We start from the raw sequence: 25,449 nt of genomic DNA on the forward strand, positions 1-25,449 counted from the left end.
TCCGAAGCGAAACCGGATGCTCGAACGATGAACTCGCACACTTATGCGCCCCGAACCGCCGATGCCCGCCAGGTGGATGCGGTGAGGGCATGACCGTCACGGCGCCGCCCGGATCCGAGCTGCTCGGTCACATGGCCCTCGGAGAGCCGGAGTTCGAGACCAGGATCACCGAGTCACTGCTCGCCGCCGAGAAGCGGCTGCTGGACTGCGTGTCCAGCGCACCCGATCCGAGGGTCGCCGCACTCACGGCCCACCTCGCCGCGGCGGGCGGCAAGCGGCTGCGGCCGTTGCTGGTGCTGCTCGGTGCAGAGTTCGGCGAGTCGTTCCGTGACGGGGTCACCGAGGCCGCCGTCATCGCCGAACTCGTCCACATCTCCTCGCTCTACCACGACGACGTGATGGACGGGGCGACGATGCGCCACGGCGTCCAGAGCGTCAACGCGCGCTGGGGCGAACGGCTCGCGGTGGCCGGCGGGAACTGGCTGCTCGCCCGCGCGGCCCGGCTCGCGTCCGGGCTGGGGGCGGAGGTCGTGCGCTTCAACGCCGAGGTCGCGAGCGCGCTGGTCGCGGGGCAGCTGGGGGAGTTGATGGGGCCCGCTCCGGACGAGGACCCCGTCGCGCACTTCTTCCAGGTGACCGAGGGCAAGACCGCCGCGCTGTTCTCCATGGCCACGGCGATCGGCGCACTCCAGGCCGGGGCCCCGGAGGAGTACTGCCGGGCCCTCACGGAATACGGCAAGCAGCTCGGCGTCGCCTTCCAGATATCCGACGACCTGCTCGACCTGGCCGCCCCCGCCGCGCGCACCGGCAAGGAGCAGGGCAAGGACCTGATGGCGGGCGTGCCCAGCCTGCCGGTGCTCCTCGCCCGGGAGGACATGAGTCCGGAGGGGGCCGAGCTGCGGGAACTGCTGGCGGGCGGCCCGGTCGAGGGGGACGGGGACAGGCGCCGCGCGCTGGAACTCTTCCAGGCGTCCCCGGCGCCCGCGCGGGCACGGGACCTGCTGCACGGGCGGCTGGACGCGGCCCGTGCGGAGCTGGCCCTGCTGCCGCAGTGCCCGGCCCGGCGCGCGCTCGACGCACTGTGCGGCTACGTGGCCCTGCGCACCGGCTGAACGGGGCGGCGGGCGCGCCGGAGTGCGACGGGGTGCCATGGGCGATCGGGGTCGGATGCGGTGACGGGGTGTACGGAGGTGCCGACGGGCGGGTGGTCGACCGGGGCGAGCAGCACCATCTCGGCGGCGCGCGCCGGACGACCCGTGCGCCCCCGCCCCGGTGCTCACCCGTCCGTGCGCGCGGTCGTACACCCGTACGCCCCACGTGTCGGTCCCGGCGATAGTTCACCCCGAATATCGGGTATGTGCTGATTAGTCCTCGCAGACGGGGTGCTCTTCTCTGCTGGTCTTGGGGAGTGATCGGCGTGATCGACACCGCAGGCGACAGTGCCGAGTGGACCTTCCCGGCTGTGCCGGGCGCCGTTCGATCCGCGCGGCACGCGGTCCATGAGGTGCTGAGCGCCTGGGGGCTCGACGCCGGTGTCGGTGATGTGACGGTCCTGCTGGTCAGCGAGTTGGTGACCAACTCCATGCGGTATACATCGGGTCCCATCGGCGTACGGTTGCTGAGGCCGCACCCCGACGGCGGCGGGCCCGCCGCCCGGCCCGGACTGCTGGTGGAGGTCTCCGATCCGCTTCCGGATCCACCCACCGAACGTCCGGCGGGTCCCGACGACGAGGGAGGCAGGGGACTGCAGCTCGTGGCCTGTACGGCACGGCGCTGGGGGACCAGGCGGGGAAAGACCGGCAAGACGGTGTGGTTCGAGTTGGCCCTGCCTGGTTAGGAGTGGGGTGGAGGCACAGCGATCATCGGGGTCCGAAGGAACCTGGACGAAAGGGACTGAGACCGTGCTGTGATCGTGAACGCCGTGTCGGAAGAGGCCGTAGTGCTGAATACTGCGGGCAGGACCGGTCCGGTGTGTGAGCTGGAGGGGACGGTCGCGTGAGAGAAATACCTGGGACGGCGGGCGATGTCATGTGGCAGACCAGCCCGCCCGGCTCGATCTACGACTACATCAGGGTCGCCTCCTTCTCGATCGGCCCCGACGGTCTGATCGAGCAGTGGAGCCGCCGGGCCGCCGGCCTCTTCGGCATTGCCGCGGACAAGGCGGTGGGCATGGACCCGGTGGAGGCGTTCCTGCCCGCCGGGCTGCACACCGACGGCCGGCGCCGGATCGACGAGATCCTCGACGGCCGGGAGTGGACGGGCCTGGTCCCCTTCCGGATGCCGGACGAGGACATCGTGCACGGCCTCGCCGAGATCTATGTGATGCCGAGCGAGACGGAGCACGGGGAACGGGCCGCGATCTGCATCGTCGTGGACGTCCGGGCCCTGCGCCGCATCGAGACGGACCTCGCCGCGTCACAGGCCATATTCGGCCAGTCCCCCTTCGGTTTCGTGCTGTTCGGCACCGACCTCACGGTGATACGGGCCAACCAGCGCTTCGCCGCCGTCTTCGGCGGCCGGGCCGACGAGCACCGGGGCCGCACCGTCGAGGACTACCTCTCCCGCCCCGAGGCCGACCGGCTCACCGCCACCCTCGAACGCGTCCTGGAGACCGGCACGTCCGTCACCGACCTCCAGATCGTCGGCACCGCGCCCGGTGAACCCGGCAGCCGGTACTGGTCCGTGAACCTCTACCGGGTGCACAGCGCCTCCGGCCGTCCCGTCGGCGTCGCCGGACTGGCCACCGACGTGACCCGCAGGCACATCGCCGCCCGCGAGGCCGCCAGCGCCCGCCGCAACCTCGCCCTGCTCAACGAGGCCAGCGCCCGCATCGGCAACTCCCTCGACCTGGAGACCACCGCCCGCGAACTCCTCGACGTGGCCGTGCCCGGCTTCTGCGACCTCGCCTCCGTCGACCTGTACCAGGGGATGCTGACCGGCGACGACGCCCCGCCCGGCAGCTGGGACTCGCTCCGTCAGGAATCCGTCGGCGGCTCCGCGGAACTGCGCCGCGTCGCCCAGGCCAGCGCCGTGGCGGACGTCCTGCCGGAGACCGACGCCGCCGACGGGCCCGCTCTCGGCTCCGTGCACCGCTTCGCGTTCAACTCGCCCTGCGCCGTGGCCCTGCGCACCGGCCGCGTCGAGGACGTACCCGGCGACGACCGCGGCTTCGTGCAGTCCACGCTCGCCGTGCCGATGGTCGCCCACGACACCGTGGTCGGCCTCGTGCGGTTCTCCCGCACGAAGGGCAGCGAACCCTTCGGCGAACGGGACCGCGCACTGGCCACCGAACTCGCCGCCCGCGCCGCGGTCTGCATCGACAACGCCCGCCTCTACCGGCGCGAGCACGAACGCGCGCTGATCCTCCAGCGCAGTCTGCTGCCCCCCGGCGACCCGGTGGCCGCCGGACTCGACATCGCCTGCCGCTACCTCCCCGGGAACACGGCCACCGAGGTGGGCGGCGACTGGTTCGACGTCATCGAACTCCCCGGCCACCGCACCGCCCTCGTCGTCGGCGACGTCATGGGCCGCGGGCTGCGGGCCGCCGTGGCGATGGGTGAACTGCGCACCGCCGTACGGACCTTGGCCCTGCTGGACCTGGAACCCGCCGAGGTGCTCTCCGCACTCGACGAGGTCGCCCGCGGACTGGGCACCTCCGGCGGCAGCGGTCCGTCCCGGGGCGGCTCCCGGTGGCCCTCCCGGGCCGCCCACAAGTCCCGCGAGGCGGACCCCTCCGAGGTCTACCTGGCGACCTGTGTGTACGCGGTCTACGACCCGGTCACCCGGCGGTGCACCTTCGCCAACGCCGGTCACCTCCCGCCCGCCGTGGCCGAACCGGGCGAACCCGCCCTGCTGCTCGACGTCCCGCCCGGGATGCCGCTCGGCGTCGGCGGCGAACCCTTCGAGGAGGTCGAGGTCGAGCTGAAGGAGGGCTCCCTGCTCGCCCTCTACACCGACGGCCTCGTGGCGTCCCGCCACCACCCGCTCGACGAGGGGCTGGACGCCCTGCGCGGAGCGCTCGTGGAACCCGAACGACCCGTCGAGGACGTCTGCGACCACGTGCTGAGCACCCTCGACACCCGGCACGGCGAGGACGACATCGCCCTGTTGGTGGCCCGCATCCAGGGTCTGTCGGACGAGGCGGTCGGCGACTGGCGGCTGCCCCGCGAGCCCCGGTCCGTCGGCCGCGCCCGCGAACTGGCCCGGGGCCAGCTCCTCGCCTGGGACCTGGACGACCTGGTCGACACCACCGAACTGCTGGTCAGCGAGCTGGTCACCAACGCCCTGCGGTACGGCGAGGGCGAGATCCGGCTCCGGCTGCTGCGCGACCGCACCCTGGTGTGCGAGGTGTGGGACGCGGGCTTCGTCCAGCCGCGCCGACGACGGGCACGCGACACGGACGAGGGCGGGCGCGGCCTCCAGCTGGTCGGGCTGATGAGCGTGGCCTGGGGGTCACGGCGGACACCGCGCGGCAAGACCGTCTGGTTCGAACTGGCCCTGCCCGACGGGGAACCACCCGCCGAACTCTCGGTGGAGCAGCTGCTGAGCATGTACTGAGCCGGGCGCGCAGGACGGGTACGGGTGCGCGTCGCGGGGACGCGCGGCCGTACCCAGGACGGGACCGCCCGTGCCGTCCGGATCAGAAGCGGCCCCCGCCGCCCAGCCGCTCCCGCGTGCTCCCGCCGCCGAAGCTGCCGGGCCCGCCGAACCCGCCGACCCCTCCGCCACGACCCCCTCCCTCGCCGCCCCCGCCTCCGCCTCCCTCGCGTCCGTCGCCGAGGATGATCCCGCCGAGCACCGCGCCGCCGATCCCGGCACCCGCTCCCCGCGCCCCGCCCGCCCCGTCGACACCGCCGTACGACCGCACGTCCTGTTCGGCCAGGCTCAGCGCCTCCCCGGCCAGCGCGTCCGCCTGCCGGGCCTCCGCCAGCGCCCCCTGCGGATCATCCGCACCGGCCAGCTCGCGGGACCGGCCGAGCCGACGCTGTGCCTCCGCCAGACGGGTCCTGGCCGCACTGCCCACCGCCCCGCGGTTCGTGGCGACGAAGTCGGCGGCAGCGGCGGTCGCCGAACGCGCGGTGAGCGTCGTCCGGTCGAGCAGGGAACGGACCCGCTCCTCGTCCTTCTCCCGCGCACGGGCCCCGGCCGACGCCTCGTCGAGCGCCGCGTCCGCCTCCTCCACCCTGCGCAGCGCGTCGAGCGGGTCGTGGGGCCCGGCCCGCACCTCCTCCCGCACCCCGTCGAGCACCGACCGGGCGCGGGCGATCCGGCCCCGCGGATCCCCGGCCGGCCCGCCCCCGCCGGTGCCTTCGGGCAGCCCGCCCGTCTCGGCCGGGCCGGTGTCCGTCCCGGTGAGGGCCGCGGCCAGCAGCCCGTCCGCCTCCGCGAGTTCCCGGCCCCGCCGGTCCACCGCGTCGACGAGGGTGGCCGCCTGGTCCACGGCACCTTCGGCGGCCCGGAGGTACACGGCCGCCGCGGAACCGTCCTCCTCGTCCACCGACTGCCGGGCCCGGTTCAGCCCGGCCGTGGCGAACAGCAGCCGCTCCCTGGCCTGCTCGACGTCACCGGCGACGGGCGCGTACGCCGACGCCGCGTACCGCTCGCGCATCGCGGCCAGGGCCGCCTCGGCCGTGGCGACGCGTCCGGTGAGCGCGCGGAACGCCTCCTCGACCGTGGCCAGGGCCTGCGGGGTGTCGCGCTCCAGGGCGCGCAGCCGGTCGAAGTCCCCGGACACGGCGTCGAGCAGGGCGCCCGCGTCCGCGCAGTGACGGACGATCTCGTCCAGCATCCGGCGCCGGTCCGCGTCGCCCTCGAAAACGGCGTCGTCCAACTGCTGCCGCAACCGGAAAGCGGCCGACAGCTCGCCCTTCGCCCGGTCCACCGCCGCCGTGAAGGGCTCGGTGGCCTCCTCGCCGAACCGGGCGGTGGCGAAGCCCAGCTCCTCCTCGCTGGTGCGCACCGCGTCGTCGGCCGCCACCAGGGCCTCCTTCGTCCGTGCGTCGAGTCGCGCCAGCGGGAGGGGCGGCGGCTGCGGCGGCCCGCCCCGGCCCCAGCCCCGCGCGGCGGGCGTGGTGCGGGTCGTGGCGCGCCGCCTGCGCCGGGCGTACGCGTAACCGGCGACCGCCACCGCCCCGCCGAGGACGACCACCGGCAGGACCAGGTCCTTGGTGCTCGTCCTCCCGGATTCGTCGAGGGCGAGGGCCGAAACGGGCACGGCCCCGCCCGCGGGCGCCGCGTACCGCCGGTCGGGTGCGGCCCCGGCCCGGTCCCGGTGGCTCCCTGGAGCCACCGCCCGGTCGGCGATCCGCCCGGCCCGGGGCAGCGCGACGGGACTGTCGGCGCGCGCGGCCGGCAGCACGGGGAGGACCAGCCAGCACACCGCCGACAGCACGGCGAGAAGGGCCCGGACCGGCAGGGACACCCGGGTACGGCCCACGAGCGGCATCACCTTTGCGAGGCTATGTCCGCCCTTCGCACCCCGCGACCCGGCGACCGGACCGCCGGGACGCCGTACGGTGCGCCCCGGAGCCGTCCAGACTGTGACGGCACACCGACACACGAGGGGGAACGGACGTGCTGACGAGGGCGGGGCGCGGGACGGCGGCCGTACGGAGAGGGGCGGCCCGGTTCCGCCGGCCCCGGCCGTGGCGGATCGCGCTGGGCGCGGTCCTGGTGATCGTGGTGCCGGTCCTCGCCGCGGGCACCGCCCTGCGGCTCGGCTACACGGGCGACCCCGGCGACGGCACCCGCACCCGCGGCCGCGAACGGTTCGGGGTCGCGCTCTACGTCGACTTCGCCGCCCGGGACGGAGACTGGGCGGCGTACCGCGAGGACTGGAACTGAACCCCGGGGCCGTACCGGAAGGGCCGGGACCGGGCCCTTCCGGCGACGGACACCCGGCGGCGCACCGGGCCGGGGCCGGGCCCCGAGCACTCCGCCCCCGCCCGGCGCGCCGCGTCGGTGGGCGGTTCAGATGGAGAACCGCTCCTTGGCGAGCAGCGGCCGGACCCGCGACCGGAACCCGCCGGTGCGGAACGGCCGTTGCAGCAGCCCGGGGCGGAGCGCCTGGGCCAGCGCCGCGGCGATCATGCCCTGGTCGAGGGCGAGCAGGTAGTCGCTGACCCGGCCGGTGCCGACGTTGACGGAGTCCCGGAAGCCGTATCCGGGGTGGTAGGCGCCGAAGTCGCGGTCGAGGGCGCGCAGGTTGGCGATCGCCTCGTCGTGGGCATAGGGCAGGGCGAGGAAGGAGGCGTGCGGGGTGACCACGCCGTTGGTGAACGCGGAGGCGGGCGGCAGCGGCGCGCCGTCCTCGGTGTACGTGCGGTCGGTGTTGGAGGCGTAGCCGTCCACCTGCATGCCGAGCGCGTCGACGCCGTACTCCTGGTAGCCGCCCTCGGGAACGTTGGCGGGGGAGAAGCCCCAGTACCCGTACTTCGCCTCCTCCAGGCCGTGCTCGATCTGGCCGCGGACGTAGCGGTGGTGCGTCAGCCCCCAGGAGTCCGGCGACCACTCCGGCTCCGGCACGAACAGCGGCACCATCAGCGCCTCGAACATCGACCCGCCCCAGGTGGGCACGACCTTCCGGCCGCGGTGGGTGTAGTGGCCCTGCCAGACGCGGACGCCGTCCATGGCGACGTAGCTGCCGCCGGGGTGCTGCTCCTGGCCGTGCTCGGGGAGCATCGTGCGCAGCAGGTGCCAGTAGTGGTCGGTGGGCAGCGAGCCGTCCGCGATGCCCAGGTAACTGGCCATCCGGGGCTCGGTGTTGAGCGCGCCGTAGTGGTGGCTGGTGGGTTCGCCGGTGTCGGTCCAGAAGCCGCCGCGCAGCTGGCCGGGACCGGCGACGGGGTCGGCGGGGTCGTACGGCGTGTAGTAGTAGGACCAGTCGGCGGTCGCCAGGATGCGGGCGACGCGGGGGCGCAGCGCGGGCGAGGCGTCGGCGGCGATCCGCAGGCCGGTGACGAGCCAGGCGTTGTCGACCGAGGAGAGGAACGGGCGCACCGGGGCGCCGCTCTCGGGCCAGTGGGTGATGACCGAACCGTCGTGCGCGTCGTACCAGTTGAGCCAGAAGCCGTGGTGGCGCTCCAGCTTCTCGACGGCCCGCACGGTGTGTTCCAGCCTGCGCCGCATGGTGGCGTCGTCGATCACGCCGAGTCCGGCCGCGGCGACGGTCGACCACAGTCCGCAGCCGATGTTGGTGGGGGAGGTCTGACGCGACTGCACGGGGCGCGCGCCGCTGACGTCGATCTTGTCGACGGCGAGGCCGAAGTCGGTCGTCATGGCCTCGATCGAGCGGTACGTGTCCCGGAACCAGCGCAGCAGCAGCGGCGCGTTCGAGCCGGACACGGGCCGGGCGGCGGCACCTGCCGGGGACGCGGACACGGCCCCGAGCGACAGGGCTGCGGCCCCTGTGCCCGCAGCGGTGAGAAATGTGCGACGGTCCATCGGAACCCCTCGAAGAAGAGCCGTCGGCGCTCTGGCCGGCGGGCGGATTTCGTTCGTCGGTCGTGATCGCGGGTGCGGGGCGCCCGGTGCGGGCGCCGCACGTGAACGGGGCTGGACACGGGCGGCGCCGCACGCGGGCGCGGGGCCCGTCCGGTGCGTGTGCGGTCCGGACGGGGCCCGGCGGTACGGGAACCGGCGGTCCGTCAGGTGCCATCGGTTCCCGTACGGGCGGGAGCCGTCAGGTGGCTCCCGGTCGGGGGGAGCCGAGGGTGCTCGGCTCGGGGGGAGCCGGGATCGGCCGGCTCGGGGAGCCGAAGAGGCTCCTGGGCCGGCGTCAGCCGGCGGTGCGCGGCAGTGCGCGGGTGCGGCCCATGTCGCCCAGCCAGACGGCGGACGGCTTGGGCAGCCGCTCGAAGGTCTCCGGGTCCCAGCCGATCAGGCCGAAGGTGGGCTTGTAGGAGCCCCACTCGTAGTTGTCGAGCGCGCTCCAGGCCAGATAGCCCCGGACGTTCAGGCCGTCCTCCAGGGCGTGGGCGACCTCGTTCAGCGCGCCGGTGTAGTAGTCGACCCGGCGTTCGTCGTCGTCGGTCGCGATGCCGTTCTCGGTCACGATCAGCGCAATGCCGTTGCCGGCCACCTCGGCGGTGTGGCGCAGCGCGTGACCGACCGCGGCGGGGTAGTACTCCCACTGCGTGAGGGTGCGCTCGGCGCCCTCGGGCGTCGGTATCGGGCCCTCGGGACCGATCTTGGTCCGGGTGTAGGACTGCACGCCGATCCAGTCGTCGCCGCGGGCGGCCTCGATGAAGACGTCCTCGCGGGGGTGGCGGTAGGCCGCGGTGACCTCCTCGGCGCCGGGCAGGGCCTGGTAGACCTGGTTGGCGATGGTCCAGCCGACCTTGATGTCCGGGGAGATCGCCCGGACCGCCCGCACGGCCGCGTGGTGCGCGGCGACGACGGCCTCGGTGGTCTCGTCGTCGGGGGTCGGCAGGCCGGCGGGCGGGAAGCTGTTGTCGCCCCGCTTGGCCTGGCCCGCCATCACGGCGATCATGTTCGGCTCGTTGATGGTGCAGACGTACTCGACGCCCTCGGAGATCACCGGCGCGCAGGCCGCGACGTAGCGGGCGAAGAGTTCGGTGGCGCCCTCGGCGGTCCAGCCGCCGCGCGCCTCGAACCACTGCGGCACGGTGAAGTGGTGCAGGGTGACCATGGGACGCAGACCGCGCTCGATCGCGCCCTCGACCATGCGGCGGTAGTGGGCGAGTTCGGCCCGGGAGAAGGTGCCCTCGACGGGCTCGATGCGGGCCCACTCGATGGAGAACCGGTAGTCGGTGAAGCCCAGCCGGGCCAGCACGTCCATGTCCTCGTGCCAGCGGTGGTAGCTGTCGCAGGCGTCCAGGCTGGGCTCCTGGATGTGGGTGCCCGGGGTGTGCTCCTTGACCCACCAGTCGCTGTTGGTGTTGTTGCCCTCGATCTGGTGCGCGGCGGTGGAGGCGCCCCACAGGAAGCCTTCGGGGAACGGGACCTGGGTGTGAGTCATCGCAGACTGTCTTTCTGGTGCGTGAAGGGGTGTGACCGGGCGGATGCGGGGCGCGCGGTCTCGTACGTTTCGGGTGGGGCGGCCGGGAGGGGCCCGGCCGCCCGGGGCGGGGCTACTTCATGCCCGCCGTGGCGATGCCCTGGGTGAAGTGCCGCTGGAGCGCGATGAAGACGACCAGGACCGGCAGCACGATCAGGAAGGACCCGGCCATCAGCATGCCGTTGGACCCGCCCGCCTTGTTGGGGTCGGTGGCGAAGGTGGCCAGCGCGACCGGAAGCGTGTACTTGTCGGGGTCGTTGGTCGCGATGAGCGGCCAGACGAAGTTGTTCCAGGAGCCGAGGAAGGTGAAGATCGAGAGCGTCGCCAGCGCGGGCTTCACCAGCGGCATCACGATGCGCCAGAAGATGTACCACTCGCCGGCGCCGTCCATCCGGGCCGCCTCCAGCAGCTCGTCCGGGATCGACTGCATGAACTGCCGCATCAGGAAGACCCCGAAGGCACCGGCCGCGAAGGGCAGCACCAGACCGGCGTACGAGTCGATCAGCTGCAACTTGCTCATCAGCACGAACAGCGGCAGCAGCATCAGGTTGCCGGGCACCATCAGCGCGCCCAGGACCAGACCGAAGATCTTGTTGCGGCCGGCGAAGTTCAGCTTGGCCAGGGCGTAGCCGAGCATCGAGCAGAACACCAGGTTCGAGACGGTGACCAGCACCGCCACGATCACCGAGTTCATGAAGTACAGCGGCAGGTCGAGCTTGTCGAGCAGGTCCCGGAAGTTCTCCAGGGTCCACTCGGTCGGGAGCCACACGGGCGGGCTGGCCGACAGGTCCGTCTGCGTCTTGAAGGCGGAGACCGCCATCCACAGGAACGGCGCCGACATGACCAGCAGGCCGAGGGAGAGCAGGACGTAGACGAGGACGCGCTTGGCGCCGGTGCCGGACCGCTGCCGGTCCCCGGACTTCTTCACGGGCGCCGTCGGGACGGCGCCGGGTGCACGGGTGGCGCTCATTTCGTGTTGTCCTTCAGCAGTCGGAGCTGCAGCACCGTGATGCCCATGATCACTACGAAGAGGACATACGCCATGGCGCTCGCATAGCCCATGTGGAAGAAGTTGAAGCCCTCGCGGTACATGTTCAGCGAGACGGTGAGCGTGGAGTCCGAGGGGCCGCCCTGGGTCATCACGAACGGCTCCTCGAAGACGTTGAGGTAACCGATGGTCGTGATCACCGTGGCGTAGAGCAGCGTGGGCCGCAGCAGCGGCACCGTGATGCCCCTGAACTCCTGCCAGGTGCCGGCCCCGTCCAGCCGGGCGGCCTCCCGCACCTCGGTGGGGATGGCCTGGAGGCCGGCGATGAAGAGCACCATGACCGTGCCGAGGTTGCGCCAGACCGCCATCGCGATCATCGAGGGCATGGCGAGCGTCTCGGACCCCAGGAAGTCGGGCGAGTCGAGGCCCACTTCCGAGAGGAGCCCGGCGACCAGCCCGTCGCTCGGATCGAGCACGAACCGCCAGACGACGGCGACCGCGACGATGGTCGTGACCACCGGGGCGTAGAAGCCGACGCGGAAGAAGGTCCGCGCCCGGTCGATGCCGTTGTTCAGCAGCACGGCCACGACCAGACCGAGGCCGATCGTCAGCGGCACGCCGACCACCACGAAGTACGCCGTGTTGAACAGCGACTTGAGGAACTTCTCGTCGCCGAACAGCTTGACGTAGTTGTCGAAGCCGATGAACTCCGCGTCCATCGGGTGCGTGACGTTGCGCAGCCCGAAGTCGGTGAAGCTCATCACCAGCGTCGCGATGATCGGGAACGCCATGAAGACGAGGAAGAGCACGAGGAACGGGGTGGAGAACAGCCAGCCGGCCAGGTTCTGCACGCCCATCGAGCGCTTCCCGCCGCCCCGGCGGCCGTCGGCCCCGCCGGCCGGGGACTTCGAGGTCCCCGGGCCGGCCTGCGCCTTGGCCGACTCCTCGGCCCTTGAGGTCATGGTGCGCATGACTCCTACTTCACGAGGCCTTCGATTTCGGACTGCGCGGTCTTGAGCGCGTCCTCGGCGGACGCCTTGCCCTGGGTCACCTTCGCGATGGCCTGGTCGACCTTGTCCGTGATCTCCGTCCAGTTGGACAGCGACGGCGAGGACTTGGCGGTGTCCATCTGCTTCTTGAAGACCTGGAGGTTGGCGTCGTCGGCCAGGTCGCCGGAGGTCCAGGCGGCGGTGTTGGCGGGCAGGTCCTTGGTGCGCTCGTACCAGTCGGCCTGGCCCTTGGTGTCGGTCAGGTACTTGATGAACTCCTTGGCGGCGGCCTTGTGCTCGCTGTCCTTGGAGATCACCAGGGAGGAGCCGCCGGCCATGGAGACGGACGCCTTGTCGGCGGGCACGTTGGCCACCGCCCACTTGCCCTTGATCTGCGGCTGGCCCTCGTTGAGCAGGGTGACGTGCCAGGGGCCGCCGAAGAACATCGGGACGCGGCCGTTGCCGAAGTCCTTCACCACGTCGTAGCCGGGCTGCACCGACTTGTTGGAGAGCCCCTTGTCGAAGTACGAGCCGTACTCCTTGAGCGCCTTGACGGCCTCGGGGCTGTCGATGACGGCCTCGCCCTTGTCGTTGACGATCTCGCCGCCGGCCGAGTAGAGGAAGGAGTAGAAGTTCTGCACCGTGTCCAGGCCGCTGGGCTGGATGGACAGGCCCCACTTGGTCCCGGCCTTCTTCTGGTAGGCCGTGGCGAGGTCCTGCATCTCCTTCCAGTCGGTCGGCGCCTCGGTGACGCCGGCCTTCTCGGCCAGGTCGGTGCGGTAGTAGAGGACGCGGGTGTCGACGTACCACGGCACGCCGTACGCCTTCCCGTCGACCTCGCCCTGGCTCCAGCCGGAGGGGAAGTAGTCCTTCTTGTCGAAGGTCTTGGTGTCGACCGGCTCCAGCACCCCCAGCTCGGCGAACTCTCCCATGTAGCTGCCGCCCATCTGCGCCACGTCCGGCAGGGTGCCGGCGGCGGCCGCGGAGACCAGCTTCTGGTGGGCGACGTCCCAGCCGACCGGGGTGACCTTCACGGTCACGTTCGGGTGGGCCTTCGTGTACTCCTTGGCCACATCCGTGAGCTTCTCGCCCTCGGCCCCCATGGCCCAGACGGTGATCGTCTGCTTCTCGTCCGCGGCGACGTCGTCGCCACCGGAGCTGCCGCACGCGGTGATACCGAAGGTGAGCGCGACTGCGGTGGCGATACCGGCCGTGGCGGTTCTGGCGGTGCGGGACATGGAGGGCTCCTCCTTGAGCAATCCTGATGTATGCGCTGCCTGTAAGCGCATACATCACTCTGCGGCAGAGATTCGGGAATCCGCAAGAGGGTGTTGGGTCACACTCGTGCAACGTGCTGGACACCTGAATGTTCAACTTGGCACGGTAAGCATGCCATTTGCGAAATAGCGGATGTTGTGACCGATTCCGCATGATCGCCGACGGCGCCCCGAGGCCCGCGCGGACGGGGCGCTACTGTCGCGACCATGGCTTCGTTCGAACATGACTTCCCCTTCGATCCGACCCACGGGCACACGCTCGACGACCTGCTGCGCATGTCCGCCCCCGCCGACGCCCCGGACGACTTCGCCGACTTCTGGCGGGGCCGGTACGAGGAGGCCCGCAAGGTCGACACCGAGCCGGAGCTCGGCCCGCTGGAGGCCGAGCGCGACGGCGTGCGGATCCACGGCGTGACCTTCACCTCGGTGGGCGGGGCGCGGCTCGGCGGCTGGGTGGCGCTGCCCGACACGGGGACCGCGGAACACGGCTTCGTGATCGGGCACGGCTACGGCGGTCGTCAGGCGCCGGGCCCCGACGTGCCGCTGCCGCTGCCCCGGTCCGCGGCGATCCTGCCGTGCGTGCGGGGCATGGTCTCGCGCGGTCTGCTGCCGGGCGTCCCGACCGTCTCCAGCGCGCATGTGCTGCACGGCATCGAGTCGCGCGACACCTATGTCATCGGCGACTGCGTGGCGGACCTGTGGTGCGCGGCCTCGGCCCTGCACGAGCTGGTGCCGGAGCTGGCACCCGGCACGGGCGCCCCGCTGCTCGGGTACCTGGGGGAGAGCTTCGGCGGCGGGCTCGGCGCGCTGGCGATGCCCTGGGACGACCGTTTCGGGGCGGCCCAGCTGACCGTGCCGACCTTCGGGAACCACCCGCTCCGGCTCACCCTGCGGTGCACCGGCAGCGGCGAGGCGGTGCGCGGGTACCACCGGGACCACCCCGAGGTCACCGAGGTCCTGCGGTACTTCGACGCCGCCACGGCCGCGACGTGGCTGGAGCAGCCCACGCTGGTGGCCGCGGCGCTCTTCGACCCGTCGGTGCCGCCGCCGGGGCAGTTCGCCGTGCACAACGCGCTGGCCGGCGAGCACGAGCTCCAGGTACTGAGCGCGGGCCACTTCGAGCACGAGGGCCTGGCGGCGGAGACGGCGGAGCTCAGGGCGGCCCGCCGGTGGTTCTTCGGGGAGCGGCTGGGCCGCTGACCCGGGCGGTGCGGCCGGTGACCGGTGGCCGGGGTGGTGCGGCCGGTGAGCGGCGTGGCGTGGCCGGGTCGGCCGCGCCGCAGCCGTGGGGCGCACGGCGCCCGGGGGCGCCCCCGGAGGTGCCGGGGCGCGGTCGCGGCTGACGCGGGGCGGCCCCGAGGAGCGCCGGGCGCGGTCGCGGTCGCGGCCGGATCGGGGCGCTCCCGGAGGTGTCAGCCGCAGCCGCAGCTGGCGCGGCGGACCGGGGTGACCGGGAGCATCAGCGACACCGGCTCCCGGCTGCTGTCGCCCAGCCGCTGCACCAGCAACTCGACTGCCTGCTCGCCGAGTTGACGGATCGGCTGGCGCACGGTCGTCAGCGAGGGCCGGACGATCCGGCTCAGCGGGATCCCGTCGAAGCCGGTCACCGCGATGTCCTCGGGCACCCGCACCCCGCGTCGCTCCAGGGCGCGCAGTGCGCCCACCGCCATCTGGTCGTTGGCGAAGAGCATTCCCTGCGGCCGTTCGCCGGGCCGGTCCAGCAGCGTCTCGGCGGCCCGTGCGCCCTCCGCCTGCGTCATCATCTCGGCCCGCAGGTCGGGGGCGTCCGGCACCGGGAGACCGGCGTCGCCGCACGCCTGCCGGAAGCCGAGGAACCGGGCCTCGGCGTCCGGCGACTCGACCTCGCCGCCGACGAAGGCCAGCCTGCGCAGCCCGTGGTCCTCGATCAGGTGGCGGGTCAGCTCGCGCTCGCCGTCCGCGTTCGCGACGACGAGGTGGTCGAGGTGGTCGATCTCGCGGGGCCCGGCGAGCATCACCACCGGGAGCCGGCGCGAGATGACTTCGAGGTCCTCGGTCGGCACGGTCCGCGCCAGCACGGCGAAGCCGTCGACCCGGCCCGCGACCTTCGCCACGAGGCTCTCGGGCCCGCCCTCCAGGGAGGCGGCGATCAGCAGCGCGTAACCGTGCCGACGGGCGGCCCGCTCCATGCCGCGGATGATCTGGTCCGAGTAGAGCATCACCGCGTCGTCGGCGTCGCTGTCCGCCTCGGCGTCGGCCTCCGCGTCGGGGTCCGCGTAGTCGGGGAAGCAGAGGCCGAGCACGCCGGTGGTCCGGCTGGCCAGCCCCCGGGCGTTCCCGCTGGGTACGTAACCGAGCTGGCGGGCGGCTTCGAGGACCCGCTCACGGGTCTGGGCGCGTACCGAGTCGGGGGTGCGGTAGACCCGCGAGACCGTGGCAATGGAGACGCCGGACCGTTCGGCGACGTCGTACACCGTTGGGGCGCTCACTCGACCGACCGTCCGCTTCTTGTTCCGTACCGAAGCACCTGCTGTTGCATGTACCGACCCTCTTTTGAAAGCGCATTCACCCTAGATCGCGGGTTGCGCGCCGGGCAAGACGGCCCGAGGCCGGACGGGCGGGGCGGCGCGGGGCGGGAAGGGCGGCCCGGCCCCGGTACGAGGGTGGCTCGGCCCCGGGCCGCAGATGACCCCGCCCCGATCCGCGGGCGGTGCCGCTCCCCACTCCTCCGCACGGGTGAGGTTGCGGGGGTGTGGCGCCGTGTCTGCGCCGCCTCTCGCGCGGGGGCGCATTCAGTGGAGGGGCGGAATCAGTGTGATCAACTGCATATGCCACCAAGAATGCACAATTCGGCCCACTCGGGTGCGGGTGAGCCGGGCCGGCCCCGGAGGTATCAGCCATGTCCCACGTCGGCGTCCCGCGCGGGACGGCCCGCAAGCGCCGCTCGCTCGCGCTCCTCACGACGGGTGTGCTGACGCTCCCCGTGCTGGCGGGCTGCACCTCCGGCGACAGCGGTACGGCCGCCGGCACCGTCCCCCAGGACGTCGCGGTCGCGGGCCGGGACATGGTGGCCGAGGGCGGTACCGTCCACTGGGCGATCGACGCCGTGCCCACCACGCTCAACGCCTTCCAGGCCGACGCCGACGGTGCCACCACCCGGATCACCGGCGCCCTGCTGCCGAGCCTCTTCCCGCTGGACGCCAAGGGCCGGCCGCAGCTCGACCCGGACTACCTGGAGTCCGCGAAGGTGATCGAGCGCGAGCCCCGGCAGGTGGTGCTCTACCGCCTCAACCAGCAGGCGGTGTGGAGCGACGGCCGGGAGATCGGGGCGCCCGACTTCGTCGCCCAGTGGCGGGCGCTGAGCGGCAGGAACTCGGCGTTCTGGACCGCCCGCAACGCGGGCTACGAGCGGATCGAGAAGATCGAGCGCGGCGCCGACGACCTGGAGGTGCGGGTCACCTTCGCCAAGCCGTACGCGGACTGGCGCTCGCTGTTCTCCCCGCTGTACCCCAAGGAGGTGACCGGTTCCCCGGGCGCCTTCAACGACAAGGCCCGCACCACGCTCAAGACCACCGCGGGACCGTTCCGGCTGCGCGGCGTGGACAGGGCGAAGGGCGAGGTCACCCTGGTCCGCAATCCGCGCTGGTGGGGCAGCCCGGCCAAGCTGGACTCGCTGGTCTTCAGGGCCGTCCGGCCGCAGGACCGGGCCGAGGCCCTGGTCGGGGGCAAGGTGGACGTCGCCGACATCGACGCCGCGACGGCGCACCGGATCACCCGGGCGGCAGGCGAGCGGGGTGCGGCCGGGCCGCTCGCCCACCCCCCCGGCTCCCAGGACGGCCCGGCCGCGGCGCTGCGCTCCTGGGCCGTGGCGCACGGCTCCGACGCGAAGGCGGCGGCCGCCGCACGGGCGGCCAGGGAGAAGAGCCGGGCCGCCGCCGAGGCGTACGCCGCCGAGCAGCGCGGGCTGGGCGCCTACGTGGTCCGCAAGTCCCTGGAGCCCGCCTACACCCAGCTCGCGCTGAACGGCGAGTCCGGGCCGCTCGCCGACGCCCGGGTGCGCCGCGCGGTCGCCCGTGCCCTGAACCGCCAGGAACTCGTCGACACCGTGCTCAAACCGCTCGGCCTGCCCGCCGAGCCGCTCGGCAGCCACCTCGCCCTGGCCGGACAGCCGGGATACGAGGACGGCAGCGGCGCGCTCGGCGGCCACGACACCGCGGAGGCACAGGCACTGCTGGCCGACGCGGGCTGGACGCGGGAGGGCGCGGCCGACACGTCGGACGGGACCAAGGCGGGCAGCGAGGCCGACAAGAAGCAGAAGAAGGCGGAGAAGACGGAGAAGGCGGAGAAGACGGAGAAGACGGAGAAGGAGAAGCCCGCGGGGGAGACCAAGGAGAAGGCGGAGAAGGCGGGGGCCGCCGAGGGGAAGAACGCCACCGGGCGCGAGTCCGCCACGGGCGACGGCCTGTACATCGTCGGCGACGACGACAAGCCCGGCGACGGCGACCCGGTCGGCGGCCCCACCCACGTACTGGCCCCGGCCCCCGTCGCCGCGTTCCACAGCTCGGCCCTGCTGCGGCAGGCCGGGTACCCGGCGCGTACCGGGGCGTCCGAGGACACCCCCACGGAGATCGCCGCGCAGGACCGGCGGCCGGGCGGTGCCACCGGCGCGTACGCCCCCGCGGGCACCGCCGCCCCCGCCCGTGCGGCCGACGCGCCCAACGGCCCGCACAACGGCCCGCTCGGCAAGGACGGCGAGCCGCTGACGCTGCGCTTCGTCCTGCCCTCCGGCCCGGGTTCGGAACAGCTGCGCGGCGTCGGGGACAAGATCTCGGCGATGCTCGACGCGATCGGCGTCCGCACGGAGATCACCAAGGTTCCCGACGACAGCTACTTCCGGGACCACGTCGCGTCCGGCGACTACGACCTGGCGCTGTACTCCTGGCCCGCCACCGCCTACCCGGCGACCGACGACCGCCCGATCTACGCCAAGCCGGTCCCCGCCACCGACGGCTCGCTGCTGGTCGAGCAGAACTACACCCGCGTCGGCACGGACCACATCGACCAGCTCTTCGACCAGGCGGTCTCGGAACTGGACGAGGGGACCGCCCAGGGCCTGATGAAGCAGGCCGACGCCCGGATCTGGGCCGCCGCCGGGTCGATTCCGCTCTACCAGCGCCCGCAGCTCGTGGCGACCGACAGGAAGCTGCTGAACGTCGGCGCCTTCGGCTTCGGCGCCCCCCATTACCAGGACATCGGTTTCAAGAAACCGTAGGCCGCCGGCGCCCCGGCCGCGTCGAAGAAGTAGCAGGTCAGGGGCGGTTCCCCAAAGCTCAGAACTGGCTCAAATTCCTTGCCCGCCGGCGCGTCCGGCGGGCAAGGTCGTATCCACCCCTCGACCCGGGTGACCGCTCGCTCCCCCCACCTCTGAGGCCCCCCCACCCCGGAGCCCCTACTCCGGGCCCTCAGAGCCTCCGTCCCGGGGCCCCACCCCCGAGATGCGCCGATGCCCCGCCCGCTTCCGCCGCCGGGCGACCGTGGCCGGACCGGTCGATGACGATCGCCGGAACAACCGGTCACGGAGGCGGAAACGCGAAGCGGCCGCAGGCCGGCGCCGGACGGACCGGGGGAGCGGGCGCATTCCGGGCACCGCCGCGGACGACTCCGCAGCCCGCCCGCCGTCCGCCGTTTCCGCAGCCCGTCCGCCGTTTCCGCAGCCCGCCCGCCGCCTGCCGCCCGCTGTTTTCGCAGCCCTCCGCCGCCTGTCGTCCGCCGCTCGCGCATGCGCCGACAGGCAGCTCCGTGCCGTGCAACCACCGGCCCGTCGGCCGTGCGCCCGCGTTCCCTTTCGAGGGGCCGCGCACCCGTCCCGGAGGCCGGGCGGCGCTTGCCCGGGAAGCCGCGGCGGCGTCAGCCCCGTACCATGGACAAGCCGTGGCGCGTCCGCCCGGCGGGCGTACGAGGAACCCGAGACCGACTGAGACGCCTGATCCCACGATCCGAGAGAAGCGCAAGCCACCCATGCCCACGCGCCACGACATCCGTAACGTAGCCATCGTCGCCCACGTCGACCACGGCAAGACGACCATCGTCGATGCCATGCTCAAGCAGGCCGGGGCGTTCGCCGCCCACCAGCTGGAGTCCGTCGACGACCGCGTCATGGACTCGAACGACCTGGAGCGTGAGAAGGGCATCACGATCCTCGCCAAGAACACGGCGGTGAAGTACCACCCCAAGGACGGCGGGGCGCCCATCACGATCAACATCATCGACACCCCCGGCCACGCCGACTTCGGCGGCGAGGTCGAGCGCGGTCTGTCGATGGTCGACGCGGTCGTGCTGCTGGTGGACGCCTCCGAGGGCCCGCTGCCGCAGACCCGCTTCGTGCTCCGCAAGGCCCTCCAGGCCCGGATGCCGGTCATCCTCTGCATCAACAAGACGGACCGCCCGGACTCCCGCATCGACGAGGTCGTCAACGAGACGTACGACCTCTTCCTCGACCTGGACGCCGACGAGGACCAGATCGAGTTCCCGATCGTCTACGCCTGCGGCCGTGACGGCATCGCGTCCCTCACCAAGCCCGAGGACGGCACCGTCCCGGCCGACTCCACCAACCTGGAGCCGTTCTTCTCCACCATCCTGGAGCACGTCCCGGCCCCGACGTACGAGGAGGACGCGCCGCTCCAGGCCCACGTCACCAACCTCGACGCCGACAACTTCCTCGGCCGCATCGCGCTGCTCCGCGTCGAGCAGGGCGAGCTGCGCAAGGGCCAGTCGGTCGCGTGGATCAAGCGCGACGGCACGGTCGCCAACGTCCGCATCTCCGAGCTGATGATGACCGAGGCGCTCACCCGCAAGCCGGCCGAGGTGGCGGGCCCCGGTGACATCTGCGCCGTGGCCGGCATCCCGGACATCATGATCGGCGAGACGCTGGCCGACCCGGAGAACCCGGTCGCGCTGCCGCTGATCACGGTCGACGAGCCCGCGATCTCCATGACCATCGGTACGAACACCTCGCCGCTGGTCGGCCGTGGCGGCACCGGCAAGGGCGCGGACGCCAAGGCCGCCGTCAAGGACCGCAAGGTCACCGCCCGTCAGGTCAAGGACCGCCTGGACCGCGAGCTCGTCGGCAACGTCTCGCTCCGCGTCCTGGACACCGAGCGCCCCGACGCCTGGGAGGTGCAGGGCCGCGGCGAGCTGGCGCTGGCCATCCTGGTCGAGCAGATGCGCCGCGAGGGCTTCGAGCTGACCATCGGCAAGCCGCAGGTGGTCACCAAGCAGGTCGAGGGCAAGACGTACGAGCCGGTCGAGCGCATGACCATCGACGTGCCCGAGGAGCACATGGGCGCCGTCACGCAGCTCATGGGCGTCCGCAAGGGCCGCATGGACAACATGTCGAACCACGGCTCCGGCTGGGTCCGCATGGAGTTCGTCGTGCCCTCCCGCGGCCTCATCGGCTTCCGCACGGAGTTCCTGACGCAGACCCGCGGCACGGGCATCGCCCACTCCATCCACGAGGGCCACGAGCCGTGGTTCGGCACCCTGACGACCCGTAACAACGGCTCGCTGGTCGCCGACCGGGCGGGCGCGGTCACCGCCTTCGCGATGACCAACCTCCAGGAGCGCGGCGTGCTCTTCACCGACCCGGGCACCGAGGTCTACGAGGGCATGATCGTCGGTGAGAACTCGCGCTCCGACGACATGGACGTGAACATCACCAAGGAGAAGAAGCTCACCAACATGCGCTCCTCCTCCGCCGACACCTTCGAGGCGATCGTGCCGCCGCGCAAGCTCTCCTTGGAGCAGTCCCTGGAGTTCTGCCGCGACGACGAGTGCGTCGAGGTGACCCCGGAGGCCGTGCGCATCCGCAAGGTCGTCCTCGACCAGAAGGAGCGCGGCCGCGCCGCCTCGCGCGCCAAGCGCTGACGCGACGTCGGGTGCGGGCGACGCCCCGTACGCCGACGGGCGTCCCGCACCACCACGAGGGCCCGGCATTCCGTCAACTGACGGGAGGCCGGGCCCTCGTGCGATGTTCTGAGGGGGGGTCCGTGCGGACGCGGAGGTTGTGCGGGATCATTCGGGGGCACGGTACGGAGGGTGCCGGGGCGCCGCCGAAGGTGTGGTTGTGTGCATCCGCGACGGAGGAGGGGCGGACGAGTGTCGTCCGGCAGCCCGATCATGCCCTTGTCCAGTGGTTTTCCCCGGCGATCCGTCCGGATATCGATCGTCGCTCTCCGAAAGCTGCGTTAACGGTCCGTTTCGAGCGTGTCTGTCTGGGATCACTTTGTCCGGATTTCGGGCAATCGAGGTTTCTCGATGTTGTCAAAACGAGACCCCTTAAGTGTGGTTTACGGCCCGGTCGTACTTAATAGTTGGCTCCATTGAGCTCGGGTCAATGGGTCACGCACTGTGGGGAGTGCCGACTCACGAGCACACTAGGGGCACTGAAACGATCACCGTCAGGGGTGTCGGTGTATCACTCCAGTGCCCTTCTTGTAGTCAAAAGTGGACTCATGAGGAGGAAACCCATGCGTGGTGCCAAGAGCGCCAAGTGGGTCGCAGGCGCGGCCATCATCGCCCTGGCCGCGACCGCCTGTGGTGGTGGCGACAAGGACAGCGACAGTGGCATGAAGTCGGGCAAGGCGGACCCGAACGGGATCCTGACCGCCCAGCTCGGCGAGCCGCAGAACCCGCTGCAGCCGGCGAACGCCAAGGAGAGCCAGGGCAGCCGTGTCCTGCGCACCATCTTCTCCGGCCTGGTCGACTACGAGCCCGGCACCGGCAAGCTCGAGTACATCAACGCCGAGTCCGTGACGCCCAACGCCGACTCGTCGGTGTGGACCGTCAAGCTCAAGCCGGGCTGGAAGTTCCACGACGGCACCACGGTCACCGCCAAGTCCTACGTGGACTCCTGGAACTGGTCGGCCAACGTCAAGAACAACCAGACCAACTCCAGCTGGTTCCAGGACATCAAGGGCTACGAGGACGTCCACCCGGAGAAGGGTGACCCGAAGGCCGACAAGATGTCCGGTCTGAAGGTCGTCGACGAGAACACCTTCACCATCGCCCTGACCGGCCCGGTCTCGTACTTCGCGTACAAGCTCGGCTACGACGTCTGGGCGCCGCTGCCCGAGTCCTTCTTCAAGGACCCGAAGGCCGCCGGCCAGAAGCCGATCGGCAACGGCCCCTACAAGTTCGTCTCGTGGGACCACAAGAAGCTGATCAAGGTCCGGAAGTTCGAGGACTACCAGGGCCCGAACAAGGCCAAGAACGGTGGTATCGACTTCAAGAACTACACCACCGCCGAGGCCGCCTACTCGGACCTGCGCTCGGACAACCTCGACTGGATCGAGCAGGTCCCGACGACCGCGCTCACCAGCTACAAGCAGGACCTCGGCGACCGTGCCATCGACGCCGAGTACTCCGCGGTGCAGTCGATCGTCCCGGCGTTCTACACAAAGCAGTTCAAGAACATCGACCCCAAGGTCATCCAGGGTCTGTCGATGGCCATCGACCGTGACACGATCACCAAGACCGTGCTGCACGGCACCCGTACCCCGGCCGACTCGTACGTCGCCCGCGGCGTGCTCGGCTACAAGCCCGGTGCCCTCGGCGACATCGTGAAGTTCGACCCGGCCAAGGCCAAGAAGCTCATCGAAGAGGGCGGCGGCGTCCCGGGCAACAAGATCTCGATCCAGTTCAACGCCGACCAGTCCCACAAGCCGTGGATCGACGCGGTCTGCAACAGCATCCGCAAGTCCACCGGCGTCGAGTGCGTCGGCGACTCCAAGCCGGACTTCCAGGCGGACCTGAACGCCCGCGACAACAAGCAGGTCAAGTCCATGTACCGCGGTGGCTGGGTGCTCGACTACCCGGTCAACTCGAACTTCATGCGCGACCTGTACGGCACCACCGCCGCCGGTAACACCTCGGGTTACTCCAACAAGGAGTTCGACGCCCTCACCGCGAAGGCCGACAAGGCCAAGACGCTGGACGAGACGGTCAAGATGTACCAGGACGCCGAGCAGCTCCTGAAGAACAACATGCCGTCCATCCCGCTGTGGTTCTACAAGAACAACTCGGGTCAGTCCAACAACGTCTTCGGCAAGATCGTTTACGGCCAGGACGGCGACCCCATCTTCACCGACGTCCAGGTGAAGGCCAAGAAGTAACCATCGGGATCCGAAGGCCGGCTCCGCCCTCCCCGACCAGGGGACGGCGGAGCCGGCCCACGGGCGTAGGCCCCGGGGCTCTCCCCCACACCCCCGCGGCGGAGACACCTCTGAGTAGGCCATCGCCGACCCCTCACGGCATGGAGGCATGATGGGGCGTTACGTCGCAAGGCGACTGCTCCAGATGATCCCGGTATTCATCGGGACCACTCTGATTATTTTCCTCATGGTCCACATCCTTCCCGGCGATCCGATCCGGGCGATGTGGGGAGACAAGGCGGCCGACCCCGCACAGGTCGCGTCGCTACGCCATGAGTTCGGGCTCGACCAGCCCCTGTGGAAGCAGTACGTCGACTACATGGCGAATCTCTTCCAGGGCGACTTCGGCAAGACCTTCGGTGGTCGCGAAGTCATCGACGAGATGTCCGAGTCCTTCCCGGTGACCCTGCGGCTGACCGCCGTAGCCATGATCATCGAGATCATCGTCGGCATCGGGCTCGGTGCCTGGGCAGGTCTGCGGGCCGGCAAGGCCGCCGACACCGGCGTGCTGGTCTTCACCCTGATCGTCATCTCGATCCCGGTGTTCGTGCTCGGCTTCCTCGCCCGCTTCGTCCTCGCGGACCAGCTCGGCTGGGTGGCCCCGAACGTCCAGGACTCCACGGACTACGCGCAGTTGTTCCTGCCAGGCTTCGTGCTCGCCATGCTCTCCATGGCGTACGTGGCACGGCTGACCCGCACGACCTTCGCGGAGAACCTGCGCGCCGACTACATGCGCACCGCCATGGCCAAGGGCCTGCCGCGGCGCCGCATCGTCGGTGTCCACCTGCTGCGCAACTCGCTGATCCCGGTCGTCACCTTCCTGGGTACGGACGTCGGCGGCTTCATCGGCGGCGCGGTCGTCACCGAGGGCATCTTCAACGTCCAGGGTGTCGGAAACCTTCTCTTCAAGGCGCTGCAGCAGCGCGAGGGCTCGACGATCGTCGGTGTCGTCACGGTCTTCGTCCTCGTCATCCTTGTGATCAACCTGATCGTCGACCTGCTGTACGCGGTCCTGGACCCGAGGATCCGGTATGCCTGACGCGACCAAGACCAAGACCGAAGCAGCGGTGGACGCCACCGCCGCTCCCTCGGCCGCCGAGGGCGCCACCAAGGAGCAGGGCAAGCCGCGCAGCCTCTGGGGCGACGCGTGGTTCGACCTGCGCCACCGCCCGATGTTCTGGATCTCCTCGATCCTCCTGCTGATCCTGCTGGTGGTCGCCGCGTTCCCGGGGCTGTTCACCGGTGCCGACCCGCGCGACGGCGACCTGACCAACCACTTCCTGACCAAGCCGGAGCTGGGCCACTTCTTCCAGCCCGACTGGTTCGGTTACGACGGCCAGGGCCGCTCGATCTACGCGCGTGTCGTCTACGGCACCCGCGCCTCGATCCTGGTCGGCGTCGGCGTCACCGCCACGGTCACCCTGGTCGGCGGCCTGATGGGCATGCTCGCCGGTTACTTCGGCGGCTGGCTCGACTCGATCATCTCCCGGGTCACCGACATCTTCTTCGGCATCCCCTTCCTGCTCGGTGCGATGGTCGTCCTGAACGCCTTCACCGACCGCAAGGTGTACGTGGTGATCCTGGCCCTCGCCTTCCTGGGCTGGACCTCGATCTGCCGTGTGATGCGGTCCTCCGTGATCACCGCCAAGCAGGCGGACTACGTGACGGCGGCCCGCGCGCTCGGCGCCGGCACCTCGCGGATCCTCTTCCGGCACGTACTGCCCAACGCGCTCGCCCCGACGATCGTCGTGGCCACCATCGCGCTCGGCGGATACATCTCGGCCGAGGCGACGCTCTCGTTCCTCGGACTCGGGCTCGCGGACCCGACGATCTCGTGGGGCATCGACATCGCGGAGGGCAGCCAGGCCATCCGTGACAACCCGCATGCGCTGCTGTTCCCGGCAGGAATGCTCAGCCTCACGGTCTTCGCGTTCATCATGCTCGGCGACGCGGTCCGCGACGCCCTCGACCCGAAGCTGCGCTGAGGAGG

The 25,449-nt window shown here is 71.4% G+C and carries 17 protein-coding genes; 10 read left to right on the forward strand and 7 right to left on the reverse strand.

Annotated elements, in window-relative coordinates:
- Positions 1 to 89: 89 nt before the first annotated feature.
- The 3 genes from ACWCXX_RS24375 to ACWCXX_RS24385 all read left to right on the forward strand — a co-directional run bounded on the left by ACWCXX_RS24375 (position 90) and on the right by ACWCXX_RS24385 (position 4,557).
- Entirely contained in the window at positions 90 to 1,112 is a 1,023-nt protein-coding gene (locus ACWCXX_RS24375; protein ID WP_451130569.1) for a polyprenyl synthetase family protein, read from the forward strand.
- 296 nt (positions 1,113 to 1,408) lie between these two features.
- The gene (locus ACWCXX_RS24380; protein WP_451130571.1) at positions 1,409 to 1,837 is read left to right on the forward strand and encodes an ATP-binding protein; all 429 of its coding nucleotides are present in this window, start codon (positions 1,409 to 1,411) and stop codon (positions 1,835 to 1,837) included.
- A 191-nt stretch (positions 1,838 to 2,028) separates the two neighbouring features.
- Complete coding sequence (locus ACWCXX_RS24385) at positions 2,029 to 4,557, forward strand: SpoIIE family protein phosphatase (RefSeq protein WP_451130661.1); 2,529 nt, start codon at positions 2,029 to 2,031, stop codon at positions 4,555 to 4,557.
- Positions 4,558 to 4,639: 82 nt separating this feature from the next.
- Here the strand turns inward: ACWCXX_RS24385 and ACWCXX_RS24390 are convergent, their stop codons facing one another.
- Positions 4,640 to 6,445 carry a TPM domain-containing protein gene (locus ACWCXX_RS24390; protein ID WP_451130663.1) on the reverse strand — a complete coding sequence of 602 codons (1,806 nt, stop codon included), beginning with the start codon at positions 6,443 to 6,445 and terminating at the stop codon, positions 4,640 to 4,642.
- 128 nt (positions 6,446 to 6,573) lie between these two features.
- Between ACWCXX_RS24390 and ACWCXX_RS24395 the strand changes: the two genes are divergently transcribed.
- Positions 6,574 to 6,843 carry a hypothetical protein gene (locus ACWCXX_RS24395; RefSeq protein WP_451130573.1) on the forward strand — a complete coding sequence of 90 codons (270 nt, stop codon included), beginning with the start codon at positions 6,574 to 6,576 and terminating at the stop codon, positions 6,841 to 6,843.
- Positions 6,844 to 6,969: 126 nt separating this feature from the next.
- On the opposite strand, the gene ACWCXX_RS24400 is transcribed toward ACWCXX_RS24395, so the two are convergent.
- The 5 genes from ACWCXX_RS24400 to ACWCXX_RS24420 all read right to left on the reverse strand — a co-directional run bounded on the left by ACWCXX_RS24400 (position 6,970) and on the right by ACWCXX_RS24420 (position 13,233).
- Positions 6,970 to 8,442: a glucoamylase family protein gene (locus tag ACWCXX_RS24400; RefSeq protein ID WP_451130575.1), complete on the reverse strand. Its 1,473-nt coding sequence runs from the start codon at positions 8,440 to 8,442 to the stop codon at positions 6,970 to 6,972.
- A 334-nt stretch (positions 8,443 to 8,776) separates the two neighbouring features.
- On the reverse strand, positions 8,777 to 9,979 hold the full coding sequence (locus ACWCXX_RS24405; RefSeq protein ID WP_451130577.1) for a glycoside hydrolase family 1 protein: 1,203 nt from the start codon (positions 9,977 to 9,979) through the stop codon (positions 8,777 to 8,779).
- Between the two features lie 112 nt (positions 9,980 to 10,091).
- Positions 10,092 to 10,988, reverse strand: coding sequence for a carbohydrate ABC transporter permease (locus tag ACWCXX_RS24410; RefSeq protein WP_451130579.1), 897 nt, complete (start codon positions 10,986 to 10,988; stop codon positions 10,092 to 10,094).
- The gene (locus ACWCXX_RS24415; protein WP_451130581.1) at positions 10,985 to 11,977 is read right to left on the reverse strand and encodes a carbohydrate ABC transporter permease; all 993 of its coding nucleotides are present in this window, start codon (positions 11,975 to 11,977) and stop codon (positions 10,985 to 10,987) included. Before ACWCXX_RS24415 ends, ACWCXX_RS24410 begins: the two co-directional genes overlap by 4 nt.
- Positions 11,978 to 11,982: 5 nt before the next feature.
- On the reverse strand, positions 11,983 to 13,233 hold the full coding sequence (locus ACWCXX_RS24420) for a sugar ABC transporter substrate-binding protein (protein WP_451130583.1): 1,251 nt from the start codon (positions 13,231 to 13,233) through the stop codon (positions 11,983 to 11,985).
- A gap of 246 nt (positions 13,234 to 13,479) precedes the next feature.
- On the opposite strand from ACWCXX_RS24420, the gene ACWCXX_RS24425 reads away from it, so the two are divergent.
- Positions 13,480 to 14,472: an acetylxylan esterase gene (locus ACWCXX_RS24425; RefSeq protein ID WP_451130585.1), complete on the forward strand. Its 993-nt coding sequence runs from the start codon at positions 13,480 to 13,482 to the stop codon at positions 14,470 to 14,472.
- Positions 14,473 to 14,684: 212 nt separating this feature from the next.
- Here ACWCXX_RS24425 and ACWCXX_RS24430 read toward each other — a convergent pair whose 3' ends face one another.
- Positions 14,685 to 15,740: a LacI family DNA-binding transcriptional regulator gene (locus ACWCXX_RS24430; RefSeq protein WP_451130587.1), complete on the reverse strand. Its 1,056-nt coding sequence runs from the start codon at positions 15,738 to 15,740 to the stop codon at positions 14,685 to 14,687.
- 410 nt (positions 15,741 to 16,150) lie between these two features.
- Between ACWCXX_RS24430 and ACWCXX_RS24435 the strand changes: the two genes are divergently transcribed.
- The 5 genes from ACWCXX_RS24435 to ACWCXX_RS24455 all read left to right on the forward strand — a co-directional run bounded on the left by ACWCXX_RS24435 (position 16,151) and on the right by ACWCXX_RS24455 (position 25,444).
- Positions 16,151 to 18,523 carry an ABC transporter family substrate-binding protein gene (locus ACWCXX_RS24435; RefSeq protein ID WP_451130589.1) on the forward strand — a complete coding sequence of 791 codons (2,373 nt, stop codon included), beginning with the start codon at positions 16,151 to 16,153 and terminating at the stop codon, positions 18,521 to 18,523.
- 746 nt (positions 18,524 to 19,269) lie between these two features.
- Positions 19,270 to 21,174: a translational GTPase TypA gene (gene typA, locus ACWCXX_RS24440; protein ID WP_451130591.1), complete on the forward strand. Its 1,905-nt coding sequence runs from the start codon at positions 19,270 to 19,272 to the stop codon at positions 21,172 to 21,174.
- Between the two features lie 602 nt (positions 21,175 to 21,776).
- The gene (locus tag ACWCXX_RS24445; protein ID WP_451130593.1) at positions 21,777 to 23,420 is read left to right on the forward strand and encodes a peptide ABC transporter substrate-binding protein; all 1,644 of its coding nucleotides are present in this window, start codon (positions 21,777 to 21,779) and stop codon (positions 23,418 to 23,420) included.
- Between the two features lie 151 nt (positions 23,421 to 23,571).
- Positions 23,572 to 24,498, forward strand: coding sequence for an ABC transporter permease (locus ACWCXX_RS24450; RefSeq protein ID WP_451130665.1), 927 nt, complete (start codon positions 23,572 to 23,574; stop codon positions 24,496 to 24,498).
- Positions 24,491 to 25,444, forward strand: coding sequence for an ABC transporter permease (locus tag ACWCXX_RS24455; RefSeq protein ID WP_451130595.1), 954 nt, complete (start codon positions 24,491 to 24,493; stop codon positions 25,442 to 25,444). Before ACWCXX_RS24450 ends, ACWCXX_RS24455 begins: the two co-directional genes overlap by 8 nt.
- Positions 25,445 to 25,449 lie beyond the last annotated feature (5 nt).

Source organism: Streptomyces sp. NPDC001732 (assembly GCF_053596315.1).

Excerpts from the sequence above, each read along its gene's own strand:
- ACWCXX_RS24425 (WP_451130585.1), top strand. The coding sequence starts at position 13,480 with ATGGCTTCGTTCGAACATGACTTCCCCTTCGATCCGACCCACGGGCAC.
- ACWCXX_RS24455 (WP_451130595.1), top strand. The coding sequence starts at position 24,491 with ATGCCTGACGCGACCAAGACCAAGACCGAAGCAGCGGTGGACGCCACC.
- ACWCXX_RS24390 (WP_451130663.1), bottom strand. The coding sequence starts at position 6,445 with ATGCCGCTCGTGGGCCGTACCCGGGTGTCCCTGCCGGTCCGGGCCCTT.
- ACWCXX_RS24415 (WP_451130581.1), bottom strand. The coding sequence starts at position 11,977 with ATGCGCACCATGACCTCAAGGGCCGAGGAGTCGGCCAAGGCGCAGGCC.
- ACWCXX_RS24385 (WP_451130661.1), top strand. The coding sequence starts at position 2,029 with ATGTGGCAGACCAGCCCGCCCGGCTCGATCTACGACTACATCAGGGTC.
- ACWCXX_RS24405 (WP_451130577.1), bottom strand. The coding sequence starts at position 9,979 with ATGACTCACACCCAGGTCCCGTTCCCCGAAGGCTTCCTGTGGGGCGCC.
- ACWCXX_RS24410 (WP_451130579.1), bottom strand. The coding sequence starts at position 10,988 with ATGAGCGCCACCCGTGCACCCGGCGCCGTCCCGACGGCGCCCGTGAAG.
- ACWCXX_RS24400 (WP_451130575.1), bottom strand. The coding sequence starts at position 8,442 with ATGGACCGTCGCACATTTCTCACCGCTGCGGGCACAGGGGCCGCAGCC.
- ACWCXX_RS24420 (WP_451130583.1), bottom strand. The coding sequence starts at position 13,233 with ATGTCCCGCACCGCCAGAACCGCCACGGCCGGTATCGCCACCGCAGTC.
- ACWCXX_RS24435 (WP_451130589.1), top strand. The coding sequence starts at position 16,151 with ATGTCCCACGTCGGCGTCCCGCGCGGGACGGCCCGCAAGCGCCGCTCG.
- ACWCXX_RS24450 (WP_451130665.1), top strand. The coding sequence starts at position 23,572 with ATGGGGCGTTACGTCGCAAGGCGACTGCTCCAGATGATCCCGGTATTC.
- ACWCXX_RS24445 (WP_451130593.1), top strand. The coding sequence starts at position 21,777 with ATGCGTGGTGCCAAGAGCGCCAAGTGGGTCGCAGGCGCGGCCATCATC.
- typA (WP_451130591.1), top strand. The coding sequence starts at position 19,270 with ATGCCCACGCGCCACGACATCCGTAACGTAGCCATCGTCGCCCACGTC.
- ACWCXX_RS24375 (WP_451130569.1), top strand. The coding sequence starts at position 90 with ATGACCGTCACGGCGCCGCCCGGATCCGAGCTGCTCGGTCACATGGCC.